Annotated in this window: 10 protein-coding genes; 8 read left to right on the top strand and 2 right to left on the bottom strand. The window is 65.9% G+C overall.

The genetic code is table 11. From position 1 onward, the window contains the following. The first annotated feature begins 306 nt into the window (after positions 1-306). The 5 genes from gltB to eno all read left to right on the top strand — a co-directional run bounded on the left by gltB (position 307) and on the right by eno (position 10,355). Entirely contained in the window at positions 307-4,755 is a 4,449-nt protein-coding gene (gene gltB, locus FHR96_RS14095) for a glutamate synthase large subunit (RefSeq protein WP_183388332.1), read from the top strand. A 23-nt stretch (positions 4,756-4,778) separates the two neighbouring features. After that, positions 4,779-6,197 (top strand): FAD-dependent oxidoreductase, encoded by a 1,419-nt coding sequence (locus FHR96_RS14100; protein WP_183388333.1) that lies wholly within the window; start codon positions 4,779-4,781, stop codon positions 6,195-6,197. Positions 6,198-6,456: 259 nt separating this feature from the next. Next, positions 6,457-8,112: a CTP synthase gene (pyrG, locus tag FHR96_RS14105; RefSeq protein WP_183388334.1), complete on the top strand. Its 1,656-nt coding sequence runs from the start codon at positions 6,457-6,459 to the stop codon at positions 8,110-8,112. Between the two features lie 5 nt (positions 8,113-8,117). Then, on the top strand, positions 8,118-8,969 hold the full coding sequence (gene kdsA / locus FHR96_RS14110; protein ID WP_183388335.1) for a 3-deoxy-8-phosphooctulonate synthase: 852 nt from the start codon (positions 8,118-8,120) through the stop codon (positions 8,967-8,969). Between the two features lie 93 nt (positions 8,970-9,062). Next, positions 9,063-10,355, top strand: a complete 1,293-nt coding sequence (gene eno / locus FHR96_RS14115; protein ID WP_183388336.1) for a phosphopyruvate hydratase — start codon at positions 9,063-9,065, stop codon at positions 10,353-10,355. A 511-nt stretch (positions 10,356-10,866) separates the two neighbouring features. Here the strand turns inward: eno and fdxA are convergent. Together fdxA and mutS are read right to left on the bottom strand one after the other, a co-directional pair. Then, complete coding sequence (gene fdxA / locus FHR96_RS14120; RefSeq protein WP_183388337.1) at positions 10,867-11,190, bottom strand: ferredoxin FdxA; 324 nt, start codon at positions 11,188-11,190, stop codon at positions 10,867-10,869. 247 nt (positions 11,191-11,437) lie between these two features. Continuing rightward, on the bottom strand, positions 11,438-14,020 hold the full coding sequence (gene mutS, locus FHR96_RS14125) for a DNA mismatch repair protein MutS (protein ID WP_183388338.1): 2,583 nt from the start codon (positions 14,018-14,020) through the stop codon (positions 11,438-11,440). Positions 14,021-14,167: 147 nt separating this feature from the next. Here mutS and FHR96_RS14130 point away from each other — a divergent pair, with 147 nt between their 5' ends. From FHR96_RS14130 to FHR96_RS14140, 3 genes are all read left to right on the top strand, one after another. Further along, a complete protein-coding gene (locus FHR96_RS14130; RefSeq protein ID WP_183388339.1) occupies positions 14,168-14,662 on the top strand; it encodes a CinA family protein in 495 nt (164 codons plus the stop codon). A gap of 160 nt (positions 14,663-14,822) precedes the next feature. Further along, the gene (recA, locus tag FHR96_RS14135) at positions 14,823-15,884 is read left to right on the top strand and encodes a recombinase RecA (protein WP_183388340.1); all 1,062 of its coding nucleotides are present in this window, start codon (positions 14,823-14,825) and stop codon (positions 15,882-15,884) included. A 3-nt stretch (positions 15,885-15,887) separates the two neighbouring features. Continuing rightward, the gene (locus tag FHR96_RS14140; RefSeq protein ID WP_183388341.1) at positions 15,888-16,361 is read left to right on the top strand and encodes a regulatory protein RecX; all 474 of its coding nucleotides are present in this window, start codon (positions 15,888-15,890) and stop codon (positions 16,359-16,361) included. Positions 16,362-16,383: the final 22 nt, after the last annotated feature.

A 16,383-nucleotide genomic window follows, 5' to 3' on the forward strand; every position in this document is an offset into this window, starting at 1 on the left:
GGCCGGCAAGTTAGACCAAAGTCTATGCGTGGGATGTCGATGGAAGGTATCGGCGATCGAGCGGTGCAAGCCGTTGAGTTGTGGTGGTTTTTTTGTTGGGCGGTTCGCCAAGTGGCGGATTTGACAATGGTTTTTGGGGTGGTGGCGAGGCGGAAGCATTGCATGGGAAGGGGGTGATGGCTATGCTGTCAAACCTTTTGCCGCGCAGTCATGATGCCGCCGAATGGGCATCACAAAAAAAGAAAAACCTTAAATTATACCACAAAAAGCTGCGGATAAAACCCTTTCAACACCTGAGGCACGCCCATGAACAGAGGTCTTCACCAACCCGGCGAGTTTCGCGACAACTGCGGGTTCGGACTGATCGCCCATATGGAGGGTCAGGCCAGCCACGATCTGCTGCAGACCGCCATCGAATCACTGACCTGCATGACCCACCGGGGCGGTATCGCCGCCGACGGCAAGACCGGCGACGGCTGTGGCCTGCTGCTCAAGATGCCCGAGAGCTTCATGCGCGACATCGCCAAGGAAGCCTTGGGTATCGAACTCGGTGAGCGCTTTGCCGTGGGTACCGTCTTCCTGCCCGATGACGACGCCCGTGAGACACGGGGGCGTGAGACGCTCGAGCAGGAATTGACGGGCCGTGGCCTAAAGGTACTGGGCTGGCGCGAGGTGCCGGTCGATCCCAGCGTCTGTGGCCCCATGGCACTGGACTGCCTGCCGCGCATTCGTCAGCTGTTCGTCGAACCTGGCGAGACCGCCGCGGACACCTTTGACGTCGAGCTCTTCATGGCCCGTCGCCGCGCCGAGCAGGCGCTGCGCGATGACGAGGATTTCTACGTTTGTTCGCTGTCCTCCGAGGTCGTCTCCTACAAGGGGCTGGTGATGCCGGTGGATCTTCCGGCCTTCTACCAGGATCTGGGCGACGAGCGGCTCGAGACCGCCATCTGCGTCTTTCACCAGCGCTTTTCCACCAATACCGCGCCGCGCTGGCCGCTGGCCCAGCCGTTCCGCCTGCTGGCCCACAACGGCGAGATCAACACCATCCAGGCCAACCGCGGCTGGGCCAATTCGCGCAAGGAGAACTTCACCAGCGCGCGTCTGCCCGACATCGCCGAGCTGGACGAGATCGTCAATACCACCGGGTCCGATTCCTCGAGCATGGACAACATGCTCGAGGTCCTGCTGACCGGGGGCATGGAGCTGCATCGTGCGGTGCGCATGATGGTGCCGCCGGCCTGGCAGAACGTCGAGATCATGGACGGCGATCTGCGCGCCTTCTACGAGTACAACTCCATGCATGTGGAGCCCTGGGATGGCCCGGCCGGCGTGGTCATGACCGATGGTCGCCAGGCGGTGTGCATGCTCGACCGCAACGGCCTGCGCCCGGCGCGCTGGGTGATCACCAAAAACGGCTACATCACCCTGGCGTCCGAGATCGGCACCTACGACTACAAGCCCGAGGACGTCGTGGCCAAGGGCCGCGTCGGCCCCGGCCAGATTCTGGCCGTGGATACCCAGACCGGCGAGGTGCTGCATACCGAGGACGTCGATTCGCGCCTCAAGTCCGCCTATCCCTACAAGCGCTGGCTCAAGCAGGAGGCCAGCTATCTGGAGTCGGCGCTCACCGAGCTGGCGCGTTTCCAGAACATGGACGCCGATGCCCTGGCGGTGCAGCAGAAGATGTTCCAGGTCAGCTTCGAGGAGCGTGACCAGGTACTGCGCCCGCTGGCCGAGAGTGGCCAGGAAGCGGTGGGCTCCATGGGTGACGATACCCCCATGGCGGTGCTCTCCGGCAAGCATCGGCTGCTGACCGACTACTTCCGCCAGAAGTTCGCTCAGGTGACCAATCCGGCCATCGACCCGCTGCGCGAGTCGATCGTGATGTCGCTCGAGAGCTGCATCGGTTCCGAGCGCAACGTCTTCGAGGCGACGCCGGAGCACGCCCACCGGCTGATCCTGACCACTCCGGTGCTGTCGCCGCGCAAGTTCTCCGCCCTGGTCACTCACGAGGATCCGGCATTCGTCAGCCACACCCTGTCGCTGGCCTATGATCCCGAGGCCACCGGTCTCAAGGGGGCCCTCCAGGCGCTATGTGCCGAGGCCGAGCAGGCCGCTCGCGACGGCAAGGTGCTGCTGGTGCTTTCCGACGCCGAGCTGCAGAAGGGACAGTTGCCGATTCATGCCGCCCTGGCGGTGGGTGCCGTGCATCATCATCTCGGTCGCCTGGCGCTGCGTCCGCGGGTCAACCTGATTGTCGAGACCGGTTACGCCCGCGACGCCCACCAGATGGCGGTGCTGTTCGGCGTGGGCGCCACCGCGGTCTATCCGTGGCTGGCCTATCAGGTCATGGCCGACATGCATCGTACCGGCGAGCTGGTCGGCAATCCGGCCGACGCCCGCGAGAACTACCGCAAGGGCCTGCAGAAGGGCCTGTTCAAGATCCTTTCCAAGATGGGGATCTCGACGCTGGCGTCCTATCGCGGCTCCCAGCTGTTCGAGGCGGTAGGCCTGGCCTCCGAGGTCATGGACCTGTGTTTCACCGGCATGGCCTCGCGGATCGAGGGCACCGGCTTCGCCGAGCTGCAGATGCAGCAGGAGCTGCTGGCCAAGACGGCCTGGACGCCACGCAAGGGCATCTCTCATGGCGGCCTGATGAAGTACGTCCACGGCCACGAGTACCACGCCTACAACCCGGACGTGGTCAAGGCCCTGCAGGAGGCGGTTCAGGAGGGCGATTACGCCAAGTGGAAGACGTTTGCGGCGCTGGTCAACGAGCGTGACCCGGCGACCATTCGCGACTTGCTGCGGCTGAAGCCGGCCGAGACGCCGCTGCCGCTCGACGAGATCGAGCCCGTCGAGGAGCTGCTGCCGCGCTTCGACAGCGCCGGCATGTCGCTGGGTGCTCTCAGTCCGGAGGCCCACGAGGCCCTGGCCCAGGCCATGAACGAGGCGGGCGGACGTTCCAACTCCGGCGAGGGGGGCGAGGATCCGGCTCGCTACGGCACCATTCGCTCTTCCAAGATCAAGCAGATCGCCTCGGGGCGCTTCGGCGTGACGCCGGCCTATCTGGCCAACGCCGAGGTACTGCAGATCAAGGTGGCCCAGGGCGCCAAGCCCGGTGAGGGCGGCCAGCTGCCCGGCGGCAAGGTGAACGGACTGATCGCCCGGCTGCGCTATGCGGTGCCCGGCGTGACCCTGATCTCGCCGCCGCCGCACCACGACATCTATTCCATCGAGGATCTGGCGCAGCTGATCTTCGATCTCAAGCAGGTCAATCCGAGCGCCCAGGTGTCGGTGAAGCTGGTCTCCGAGCCCGGTATCGGCACCATCGCCACCGGCGTGGCCAAGGCCTATGCCGACCTGATTACCGTCTCCGGCTATGACGGCGGTACTGCGGCGAGCCCGCTGACGTCGATCAAGCACGCCGGCAGCCCCTGGGAGCTGGGCCTGCCCGAGGTGCACCAGGCGCTGCGCATCAACGGGCTGCGCGACAAGATTCGCCTGCAGACCGACGGCGGCCTGAAGACCGGCCTCGACGTCATCAAGGCGGCGATTCTCGGCGCCGAGAGCTTCGGCTTCGGCACCGCGCCGATGGTCGCGCTGGGCTGCAAGTACCTGCGAATCTGCCACCTCAACAACTGCGCCACCGGGGTCGCCACCCAGCACCAGTACCTGCGCGACGAGCACTTCCGTGGCACCGTCGACATGGTCAAGCACTATTTCCGCTTCATCGCCGAGGAAGTGCGCGAGCTGATGGCGATGCTGGGCGTGCGCCAGCTCACCGACCTGATCGGCCGCACCGACCTGCTCGAGGCGATCGAGGGCGTGACCGATTCCCAGCGCCGCCTGGATCTGTCGCCGCTGATGACCAACGACTTCGTGCCCGCCGAGGCGCCGCAGTTCTGCCAGGTCAGCCGAAACGTGCCGCACGATCCGGGTGCCAAGAACCAGGAAGTGCTCGAAGCGCTGAAGGCGGCCATCGAGGACAAGTCCGGCGGCGAGTTCGAGTTCGCGATCACCAACTGCGACCGCTCCGTTGGTGCCCTGGTCTCCGGGACGATCGCCAAGCGCCACGGCGAAGCGGGCCTCGAAGATGTCCCGGTGACCGCGCGCTTCCGCGGCGTTGCCGGCCAGAGCTTCGGGGTATGGAACGCCCGTGGCCTGAACCTGTATCTGGAGGGGGACGCCAACGACTACGTCGGCAAGGGCATGAACGGCGGCAAGGTGGTGATCGTGCCGCCTCGCGAGAGCCAGTTCGAGAGCCACAAGACGGCGATCATCGGCAATACCTGCCTGTACGGCGCCACCGGCGGCAAGCTGTTCGCCGCGGGCACCGCCGGCGAGCGCTTCGGGGTGCGCAACTCCGGCGCTCACGCGGTGATAGAGGGGGCTGGTGACCACTGCTGCGAGTACATGACCGGTGGCCTGATCGCGGTGCTGGGCGAGACCGGTGTCAACTTCGGTGCCGGCATGACGGGCGGCTTCGCCTACGTGCTGGACGAGGACCGCACCTTCGTCGACAAGTACAACCATGAACTGGTGGAAATCCACCGCGTCAACACCGAGGCCATGGAGGCCCATCGGCGACACCTGAGGGAGATCATCGAGGAGTTCGTCGCGGAAACCGGCTCGCAGCGCGGCCGCGACATTCTCGAGGACTTCAGCGACTTCATCCGCCATTTCTGGCTGGTGAAGCCCAAGGCGGCGAGTCTCGCCAGCCTGCTGGATGAATCCCGTCGGCGTCCCGAGTAAGCCTGCAGAGAGGAGAACACAACATGGCCAACCGTTTGAGCAACGACTTTCAGTTCATCGACGTGGGGCGTCAGGATCCGGAGAAGAAGCCGGCCGCGACGCGGGCGAAGCAGTTTGCCGAGATCTACGAGCCGTTCAAGCCCCAGGACGCGGCGACTCAGGCGCACCGTTGCCTGCACTGCGGCAATCCCTACTGCGAGTGGAAGTGCCCGGTCCACAACTATATTCCCAACTGGCTGCAGCTGGTCAGCGAGGGCAACATCCTGGAGGCCGCCGAGCTCTCCCATCGCACCAACTCGCTGCCCGAGGTGTGCGGCCGGGTGTGCCCGCAGGATCGCCTGTGCGAGGGTGACTGCACCCTCAACGACGGCTTCGGCGCCGTGACCATCGGCTCGGTGGAGAAGTACATCACCGACACCGCCTTCGCCATGGGCTGGCGGCCGGACATGTCCCAGGTCGCCTGGACCGACAAGAAGGTGGCGATCATCGGTGCCGGCCCGGCGGGGCTGGGCTGTGCCGACATCCTGGTGCGTAACGGCGTCAAGCCGGTGGTGTTCGACAAGTATCCCGAGATCGGCGGGCTGCTGACCTTCGGCATCCCCGAGTTCAAGCTCGAGAAGACCGTGATGGAGCGCCGTCGCGCCGTCTTCGAGGAGATGGGCGTGGAGTTCTGCCTGGGCGTCGAGATCGGCAAGGACATGCCTTTCAATCGCTTGCTCGAAGAGTACGATGCCGTCTTCCTGGGCATGGGCACCTACAAGTACATGGAGGGTGGCTTCCCCGGCGAGGATCTGCCCGGCGTGCACAAGGCGTTGGACTATCTGATCGCCAACGTGAACCACTGCCTGGGCTTCGAGAAGGATCCGGCCGACTTCGTCTCCCTGGAAGGCCAGAAAGTCGTGGTGCTGGGCGGTGGCGACACCGCCATGGACTGCAACCGCACCGCCATCCGTCAGGGAGCCGAGGCGGTGACCTGTGCCTATCGCCGCGACGAGGACAACATGCCCGGTTCGCGCAAGGAAGTGGCCAACGCCCGGGAAGAGGGCGTGGAGTTCCTGTTCAATCGCCAGCCGGTGGCGGTGGTTGGCGAGGACAAGGTCGAGGGCGTGAAGGTCGTCCGCACCCGTCTCGGCGAGCCCGACGAGAACGGCCGCCAGCGGCCCGAGGTGGTGCCCGGCTCCGAGGAAGTGGTGGCCGCCGATGCCGTGGTCATCGCCTTCGGCTTCCAGCCGAGCCCCGCGCCCTGGTTCGAGACCGTGGGTATCGAGCTCGACGAGCGCGGCCGGGTCAAGGCTCCCGAGCATGGCGCCTACGCCTTCCAGACCACCAATGAGAAGATCTTCGCCGGCGGCGACATGGTGCGCGGCTCCGACCTTGTGGTCACCGCAGTGTTCGAAGGCCGCCAGGCCGGCGAGGGCATCCTCGACTACCTGGAGGTATAAGGCTCGGGCCTCGGGCCTCGGGCCTCGGGCCTCGAGCCTCGGGCCTCGAGCCTCGGGCCTCGAGCCTCGGGCCTCGAGCGAGACGGTTTGCGTCAGCCGCGGGCAGGACGGCATTATCATCCAGCCCGCAGCCCGCAGCCCGCAGCCCGCAGCCCGCTTGTCGCTCAAATTGAGCCATTGGTCGTATTCTGCTACGCTGTCGTCCCATCCTGGCGCGGCTTCCTGCCGGGCCTACCGATCACGTTTCGACAGGTTCTTCATGACACGATATATCTTCGTGACCGGCGGCGTTGTGTCCTCTCTCGGCAAGGGCATCGCGTCGGCCTCGCTGGCGGCGATTCTCGAGGCCCGGGGCCTCAAGGTCACCATGCTCAAGCTCGATCCCTACATCAACGTGGATCCGGGCACCATGAGTCCCTTCCAGCACGGCGAGGTGTTCGTCACCGAGGATGGGGCCGAGACCGACCTGGACCTTGGCCACTACGAGCGTTTCATTCGCACGAAGATGAGCCAGGCCAACAATTTCACCACCGGTCGCGTCTACGAGCACGTGCTGCGCAAGGAGCGCCGTGGTGATTACCTGGGCGGTACCGTGCAGGTGATCCCGCACATCACCGACGAGATCAAGCGTCGGGTCTATGAGGGCGGCAAGGACGCCGACGTGGCGTTGGTCGAGATCGGCGGTACCGTGGGCGACATCGAATCGTTGCCGTTCCTCGAGTCGATCCGCCAGATCAGAAGCGAGCTGGGCGCGAGCCGGGCGATCTTCATGCACCTGACCCTGGTGCCCTACATCAAGACCGCCGGTGAGACCAAGACCAAGCCGACTCAGCACAGCGTCAAGGAACTGCGCTCCATCGGCATCCAGCCCGACATCCTGATCTGCCGCAGCGAGGTCGAGCTGGAGGAGAGCGAGCGGCGCAAGATCGCGCTGTTCACCAACGTCGAAGAGCGGGCGGTGATCCCGCTGCAGGACGCCGACACCATCTATCGCATCCCGCTGATGCTCCACGAGCACGGCCTCGATGAGATCGTCTGCGACAAGCTGCGCCTGGAGGCCAGCGAGGCCGACCTGGCCGAGTGGATCCGCGTGCTCGACGCCAAGCTCAATCCGCTCAAGTCGATCAATATCGCCATGGTCGGCAAGTACATGGAGCTGCTCGACGCCTACAAGTCGCTCAACGAGGCGCTGGTGCATGCCGGCATCCAGACTCGGGTCAAGGTCAACATCGACTATATCGACTCCGAGGACATCGAGCGTCACGGCCCGGAACGCCTGGCCGGCAAGGACGCCATCCTGGTGCCCGGCGGCTTCGGCGAGCGCGGCGTGGAGGGCAAGATCGAAACGGCCCGCTTCGCCCGCGAAAACGACATTCCGTATCTCGGCATCTGCCTCGGCATGCAGGTGGCGGTGATCGAGTTCGCCCGTCACGTGGCGGGCTGGAACGACGCCAACTCTACCGAGTTCACCCACGACACCCAGCATCCGGTGGTGGGCCTGATCACCGAATGGCTGAGCCCCGAGGGCAAGATCGAGCTGCGCGACGAAGCGTCCGACCTGGGCGGCACCATGCGCCTGGGCGGCCAGGTCTGCCGCCTGGCGGATGGCTCCAGGGCGCGCGAGGCCTATGGCAATGAGGAGATTGTCGAGCGCCATCGCCACCGCTACGAGGTCAACGACCAGTTCGTTGCCGACCTGGAGAAGGCTGGCCTGGTGGTGTCAGGCAGAAGCGTCGACAACTCCCTGGTGGAGATGGTCGAGCTGCCCGATCATCCCTGGTTCGTGGCCTGCCAGTTCCATCCCGAGTTCACCTCAACGCCGCGTGATGGCCATCCGCTGTTCACCGGCTTCGTCAACGCGGCGCTGGAACACAAGGCCGCCCGCACGCGTGCCCAGAGCGCCCCGCAGGAGTGAGCCTCATGTCCGTCTCGGAACGCCTGATCGATGTCGCCGGCCTCCGGGTCGGCAATGACCGGCCGCTGACGCTGTTCGGCGGCATGAACGTGCTGGAATCCCGTGAGCTGGCCCTCGAGGTGGCCGAGGCCTACGTCGAGGTCACCGGCCGACTCGGCATGCCTTACGTGTTCAAGGCCAGCTTCGATAAGGCCAACCGCAGCTCGATCCATTCCTTCCGCGGCCCCGGTCTCGATCGCGGCCTGGCGATCCTCGCCGAGGTGAAGGAGCGTCTCAAAGTGCCGGTGATCACCGACGTTCACGAGCCCTGGCAGGCGGCGCCCGCCGCCGAGGTGGCCGATGTCATCCAGCTGCCGGCCTTCCTGGCTCGTCAGACCGATCTGGTGGTGGCCATGGCCGAGACCGGCGCGGTGATCAACATCAAGAAGCCGCAGTTCCTGGCGCCCCACGAGATGCGCCACATCCTGCGCAAGTGCGAGGAGGCCGGCAACGACCGGCTGATCCTCTGCGAGCGCGGCACCAGCTTCGGCTACAACAACCTGGTGGTCGACATGCTCGGCTTCGGCGAGATGAAAGAGACCGGCTACCCGCTGCTGTTCGACGTCACCCACGCCCTGCAGCGCCCCGGTGGACGCTCGGACAGCGCCGACGGGCGTCGCGCCCAGGTGGCCGAGCTGGCCCGCGCCGGCGTGGCCGTGGGGCTCGCCGGAGTGTTCCTGGAGTCCCATCCGGACCCGGACAACGCCAAGTGTGACGGCCCCTGTGCCCTGCCGCTCGACAGGCTCGAGCCTTTCCTGGCCCAGCTCAAGGCCCTGGATGATCTGGTGAAGGGCCTGCCAGCACTGACAATAGAATAAGGCCGCTTACCCGGACAGCTCCTGCAAGTCGAGAGAGAAATGCGGTTTCCCTATTGACTCAATCAACGCTGACTGACTGAAAGGACGACTCAGATGACCAAGATTGTCGATATTCGCGCCCTCGAGGTGCTCGATTCCCGCGGTAACCCTACTGTTCAGGCGGAAGTGCGCCTGGAGAGCGGTGCCGTGGGGACGGCCTGCGCCCCGAGCGGTGCCTCCACCGGTTCACGCGAGGCCCTCGAGCTGCGTGACGGCGACAAGGCTCGCTATCTGGGCAAGGGCGTGCTGAAAGCCGTGGAGGCCATCAACGGCGCCATCCGTGAGCGCCTGGTCGGCCTTGATGCTCGCGACCAGCGTGCCCTGGATGAGGTCATGCTCGAGCTCGACGGTACCGACAACAAGGCCAAGCTTGGCGCCAACGCCATTCTTGCCGTGTCGCTGGCCGCCGCCAAGGCCGCCGCCAATGCCAAGGGCATGCCGCTCTACGCGCATATCGCCGAGCTCTACGGCCAGCCGAGCCAGTTCCGCATGCCGGTGCCGATGATGAACATCCTCAACGGTGGTGAGCATGCCGACAACAACGTCGACATCCAGGAGTTCATGATCCAGCCGGTGGGCGCGCCCAACTTCCGTGAGGCGCTGCGCATGGGCGCCGAGATCTTCCACGCCTTGAAGAAAGTGCTGGCCGGCCGCGGCCTGTCCACCTCCGTGGGCGACGAGGGCGGCTTCGCGCCCAACCTGGCCTCCAACGCCGAGGCGCTGGCGGTGATCAAGCAGGCGGTGTCTGACGCCGGCTACGAGCTGGGTCGCGACATCACTCTGGCCCTGGACTGCGCCTCCTCCGAGTTCTACAAGGACGGCGTCTACGATCTCTCCGGCGAGGGCAAGCAGTACGACGCCGCCGGCTTCGCCGACTACCTGGCCGATCTCTGCGACCAGTACCCGATCGTCTCCATCGAGGACGGTATGGACGAGTCCGACTGGGACGGCTGGAAGGCGCTGACCGACAAGATCGGCGACAAGGTGCAGCTGGTCGGCGACGACCTCTTCGTCACCAATACTCGCATCCTCAAGCGTGGCATCGACGAGCAGATCGGCAACTCCATCCTGATCAAGTTCAACCAGATCGGTTCGTTGTCCGAAACCCTGGACGCCATTCGCATGGCCCAGGACGCCGGTTTCACCGCGGTGATCTCCCACCGCAGCGGCGAGACCGAGGATACCACCATCGCCGACCTGGCCGTGGGCACCGCCGCCGGCCAGATCAAGACCGGCTCGCTGTGCCGCAGCGACCGGGTGGCCAAGTACAACCGCCTGCTGGTGATCGAGCAGGAGCTCGGCGATCGTGTGGACTACCCGGGGCGGTCCGCCATCAAGGGGCAGTAATCTCGCCGGCAATGATTCTTTATCGTAGGAAATCGACTACAAGGGGGCGACGAGATCCCTGACTATTTGAGGCCAATACCGGCGCCATTCTGGCGTCGGTATTTTTTTATCTGCATGAAATTGAAGGAATTTTTTTAAATGCGTGAGATATTGAAGACGTCGCAAGTGGCTTAGGGGGCGGTTGAGAAGTTATGGAAGGCTGCCAGAATGGGTAGCGGGACAAGGGAGAGAGGAGCTCTCCCGGCAGGAAGCCACGGGATGCAGTCTCGAGCGAGCCCGGTACGGCAGGATGCAGTTTCCGGGCAGGGAAAGCTCAGGGAAGTCGAGCGGAGGGAGCCGCTCAAGGACGGCTAGGAGCGGGCGGCCTGAGGGCCGCCTTCTTTGCCTCGGTGTTCTCCTTCATCGTAGCGTGAAACAACAATGCCGAATGTCGTGAGACATTCGGCATTGTTGTTTTTAGGCGAAGGATAGTGTTCAGGCGAGGCATGGTGTCCGGGTGTGGCGGCGGGGCTCAGCGCTCGAGTTGCTCCAGCTTGCCGGATTTGCCGTCCCAGTCCTCGGCGTCGGCCGGCGGATCCTTCTTCTCGGTGATGTTCGGCCACACCTCCGACAGCTCGGCGTTGATTTCGATGAACTGTTCCTGGCCCTCGGGCAACTCGTCCTCGGAATAGATCGCCTCGGCCGGGCACTCCGGCTCGCAAAGCGCGCAATCGATGCACTCGTCGGGGTGGATGACCAGGAAGTTGGGGCCTTCATAGAAGCAGTCCACCGGGCAGACCTCGACACAGTCGGTGTACTTGCACTTGATGCAGTTTTCGGTGACGACGAATGTCATGCCAGTCTCCCTTCCTCGGGCCGGGGTGTGCCGCGGCCGATCGGTCTTGAATGTTGAATTGGGTTATAAAAACTTTAGCTTTTATAATAAGTAGAACTTGATCGAACCATTCTAGTCGGCCGGTCCCGTGTCCCGCAAGCCATGGGGCCAATCCGTCTAGTCCCGGGGCCACGTCGCCGGGGGAATCCACACTTCGCCTGCCATTGGCGCCCGCCGCCAATGACCCGCGCGATGGCCCGATTCGACTTCACAGACTCTGCTGCCATTGATATAGCCACTCCAGTGCCTGGCGTGGCGTCAGTTCGTCCAGCGACAGCCCCGTCAGGCTCTCTACGACCGGATGCGGGGCGCTGGCGAACAGGTCGGCCTGCTGTGGCGGTGCGCTGCCGTCGAGGGGCGCGGGCGCAGCGCGCTGTCCCTGGTCGACCTCCTGCTGCTCCAGCGTGGCGAGCTTCTCCCGGGCCCTCGCGATCACGCCTTGAGGTACGCCGGCGAGCTGGGCGACTTGCAGGCCGTAGCTCTGGCTGGCCGGCCCATCCTCCACTCGGTGCATGAAGACGATCCCCTCGCGATGCTCGGCGGCGGTGAGGTGCACGTTGGCCACACCGGTGGCCTGCTCGGCGAGCGCGGTCATCTCGAAGTAGTGGGTGGCGAACAGCGTGAAGGCACGGGTGCGCGTCAGGTGCTCGGCGCTGGCCCAGGCCAGCGACAGGCCGTCGAAGGTGCTGGTGCCGCGGCCGATCTCGTCCATCAGCACCAGGCTGTGGTCGGTGGCGTTGTGCAGGATGTTGGCGGTCTCGGTCATCTCGACCATGAAGGTGGAGCGCCCTCCGGCCAGGTCGTCCGAGGAGCCGATGCGGGTGAAGATTCGGTCCACCGGACCGATGCTCGCGCTGTCGGCGGGCACGAAGCCGCCGGTGTGGGCGAGCAGGGTGATCAGGGCCGCCTGGCGCATGTAGGTGGACTTGCCGCCCATGTTGGGGCCGGTGATCACCAGCATGCGACGCTCGTCGTCCATGATCAGGTCGTTGGGCACGAAGGGCGCCTCGCTGACCCGTTCGACTACCGGATGACGGCCGCCGCGAATCTCGAGGCCCGGGGTTTGGGGCAGGGTCGGTCGTACCAGATCCAGGGCGCGGGCGCGCTCGGCCAGCGTCGCCAGCACATCCAGGGAGGCCAGCGCGCGGCCGGTCGCCTGCAGCGGAGCGAGCTCGGCGTTGAGATCGTCGAGCAGGCTCTCGTAGAGCAGCTTCTCGCGGGCCAGGGCACGGGACTTGGCCGACAGTGCCTTGTCCTCGAACTCCTTGAGCTCGGGGATGATGAAGCGCTCGGCGTTCTTCAGCGTCTGGCGGCGGATATAGTCCACTGGGGCGTCCCGGGCCTGGGCACGGGGGATCTCGATGTAGTAGCCGTGGACCCGGTTGTAGCCGACCTTGAGGCCGGGCAGGCCGGTGCGCTCACGTTCGCGGGCTTCCAGCTGCACCAGGTAGTCGCCGGCATGCTCGGCCAGGCCGCGGTGCTCGTCGAGCTCGGCGTCGAAGCCCTCGGCGATCACCCCGCCGTCGCGGATCACCACCGGCGGATTCTCCACCAGCGCCCGGCTCAGGGTGTCGGCGAGCGTCGGATAGGGGCGGATGTGGTGCTTGAGCTCATCCAGGGCGGTGCCATCCTCGTAGTCGGCGAGTTCGGCCTGTAGCTCGGGCAGCGCCGCCAGCGCATTGCGCAGCCGGGCCAGGTCGCGGGGGCGGGCGCTGTACAGCGCCACCCGGGCGAGGATGCGTTCCACGTCGCCGATCGCCTTGAGGGCCTCACCCAAGGGCATGAAGCCGTCGCGGTCGAGCAGGGCGGCCACCGCCGCCTGGCGGGCGCCCACCTGGTCGCGATCGCGCAGCGGACGATTGAGCCAGCGCTTGAGCAGCCGTGAGCCCATGGCCGTGGCGGTGGTATCCAGCACGCTGGCCAGGGTGTTGTCGCTGCCGCCGCCCAGATTGACGTCGATCTCCAGATTGCGGCGGCTGGCGGCATCGATCACCACGGCGTCGTCGCGGCTTTCCACGCCGATGGCGGTGACGTGAGGCAGCTGCGACCGCTGGGTGTCGCGGGCATAGTCGACCAGCACCCCGGCGGCGGTGATGGCGGCCTCCAGGTGGGCGCAGCCGAAGCCTCGCAGGTCCTGCACCGAGAACTGGTCGCACAGGGTGCGGATGGCCGACTCGAGGTCGAACAGCCAGTCGCTTTGTCGGCGCAGTCCGCGACGGCCTTCCAGGGTGGGGGGCAGAGCGAAGCTGTCCGGCACCAGCAGCTCGGCCGGGTCGAGGCGCGTCAGCTCGGCCAGCATTTCGGTCTCGCCCTCCACCTCGAGCACGCTGAAGCGTCCACTGGAAAGCTCCAGCCAGGCCAGACCCCAGCGCTCGCCGGCCGGGTGGATCGCCACCAGCAGGTTGTCGCGCCGGGCGTCGAGCAGGGCCTCGTCGTAGAGGGTACCGGGGGTGACGATGCGTACCACCTTGCGCTCCACCGGGCCCTTGGCGGCGGCCGGGTCACCCATCTGCTCGCAGATGGCCACCGACTCGCCGGCGGCGACCAGGCGCGCCAGGTAGCCTTCGGCGCTGTGGTAGGGCACCCCGGCCATGGGGATCGGCTGGCCGGCCGACTGGCCGCGCTGGGTCAGGGTGATGTCGAGCAGGGCGGCGGCGCGCTTGGCATCGTCGAAGAACAGTTCGTAGAAGTCCCCCATGCGGTAGAAGAGCAATACCTCGGGGTGTTCGCGCTTGATCTTCAGATACTGGGCCATCATCGGCGTGTGCTGCTTGGCGCTGGCCTGTGACATGGGCTTCCTTGACTGGCTGTGGAGACGGGGAAGAAGTCGGACATCAAGATGGCGTCAGGGCGCCATGCATCTCGCGGACAAAGCCAGTATTCTACGCCCAAGGATGGCCGTCGTCAGGGTCATCGAGATCGCCAGGGAGGGAAGTCGATGTCCGTATCGCTCGAGACACGCCGTCTCGCCGAACGCCTTGGCGCGCTGTGCCGGGAGCAGGGCGTGAACGTCGTTACGGCCGAGTCCTGCACCGGTGGAGGGGTGGCCAGTGCCATCACCGAGATCGCCGGCAGTTCGGACTACTTCGAAACCGGCTACGTGACCTACGCCAACGGTGCCAAGACGCGCTTGCTGGGTGTGCCCGAGGCGCTGCTGGCTCAGCACGGCGCGGTCAGCCGTGAGGTGGTCGAGGCCATGGTGGCCGGTGCCTGCGCCGCGAGTGGGGCAGGCCTGGGAGTGGCCGTCAGCGGCGTCGCCGGGCCCGGCGGCGGCAGCGCCGAGAAACCGGTGGGCACGGTGTGGCTCGCCTGGGGCGCACCGGGGCGGATTCACGCCGAGCTATGCTGCTTCCCCGGCGACCGCTCGGCGGTGCGCGAACAGGCGGTGGAGGCCGCCCTGGCGCGCCTGGTCGCCTGGCTGGAACAAGGCTAGGCCGGCGTCGCTCGTCCAGTGTATTCGGGCTGGCCGAGCGTGCCGTTTTTCGTCATACTACTGTGCAGTCATACAGTGCTTTCGGCGGGCCGAGCGGCCTGCTCTCACGACCCACGTTTCGTCATCGCCGTGCCCCACGGCGACCGCTTAGGAGACCCTCATGGCTCAGGACGACAATCGTTCCAAGGCGCTCAACGCCGCGCTTTCCCAGATCGAGCGCCAGTTCGGCAAGGGCACCGTGATGCGCCTGGGCGATACCCCGCGCGTGGTGATGCCGTCGGTATCCACCGGCTCCCTGGGGCTGGACATCGCGCTCGGCATCGGCGGCCTGCCCTACGGTCGCGTGGTGGAGATCTTCGGCCCGGAGTCCTCGGGCAAGACTACCCTGACCCTGTCGGTGATCGCCCAGGCCCAGAAGCAGGGCAAGACCTGCGCCTTCATCGACGCCGAGCACGCCCTCGACCCGAGCTATGCCGAGAAGCTTGGCGTCGACCTCGATGATCTGCTGGTCTCCCAGCCGGATACCGGTGAGCAGGCGCTCGAGATCTGCGACATGCTGGTGCGCTCTGGTGGCGTCGACGTGATCATCATCGATTCGGTGGCGGCACTGACGCCGCGCGCCGAGATCGAGGGCGAGATGGGTGATTCCCACGTCGGCCTGCAGGCTCGCTTGATGTCCCAGGCGCTGCGCAAGATCACCGGCAACATCAAGAACGCCAACTGCATGGTGGTGTTCATCAACCAGATCCGCATGAAGATCGGCGTGATGTTCGGCAGCCCCGAGACCACCACCGGCGGCAACGCCCTGAAGTTCTACTCCAGCGTGCGCCTCGACATCCGCCGCACCGGCTCGGTCAAGCAGGGTGATGAGGTCACCGGCAACGAGACCCGGGTAAAGGTGGTCAAGAACAAGGTATCGCCGCCGTTCCGTCAGGCCGAGTTCCAGATCCTCTATGGCAAGGGCATCTACCATGCCGGCGAGGTGATCGATCTGGGCGTTCAGTGCAAGCTGGTCGACAAGGCCGGCGCCTGGTACAGCTACCAGGGCAACAAGATTGGCCAGGGCAAGGCCAATGCCGCCCAGTTCCTCGAGGACAACCCGGCGATCATGGAAGAGATCGAGAGCGGGATTCGCGCCCAGCTGCTGGCCACGTCGGAGCCCAAGGAGGAAGAGGTCGCGGCCGAGGCGGACCAGGGCGAACGCGGCGACGACCTGCTCTAAGTCATGCCCGGTTTTGCGCGTGACACCGACGCGACTCCCCGCGACGATGCCATTCGCCTGCTGGCCCGGCGCGAGTATGCCCGGGCCGAGCTTCGCGAGCGGCTCGCGGCCAAAGGCCATGAGGCCGAGGCGGTCGAGGCTTGCCTGGCGGAGCTCGCCGAGCAGGGCCTGCAGTCCGACGAGCGCTTCGCTGAAAGCTTCCTGCGTTCCCGCGTGGCTCGCTGCCAAGGGCCGGTGCGCATCCGCGCCGAGCTCTCGCGGCGCGGCATCGATGACGCCACCGCCAAGGCGGCCTTCATCGAGGCCGGCGGCGAGGTCGACTGGTTCGAGCTCGCCGCCGAGGCCCTGTCGCGGCGCTTCTCCGGCCCCGGGGAAGGGCCCCGCGAGCGGGCCCGCCGCGAGCGCTTCCTGGCCGGTCGCGGCTTCGATTTCGACCAGCTCAGACACGCCCTGGCACATGCCTGGGACGACGCCTGATTCCCCACACCCTTTAGTCGCT

Source organism: Halomonas organivorans (genome assembly GCF_014192055.1).
Lineage (GTDB): Bacteria > Pseudomonadota > Gammaproteobacteria > Pseudomonadales > Halomonadaceae > Halomonas > Halomonas organivorans.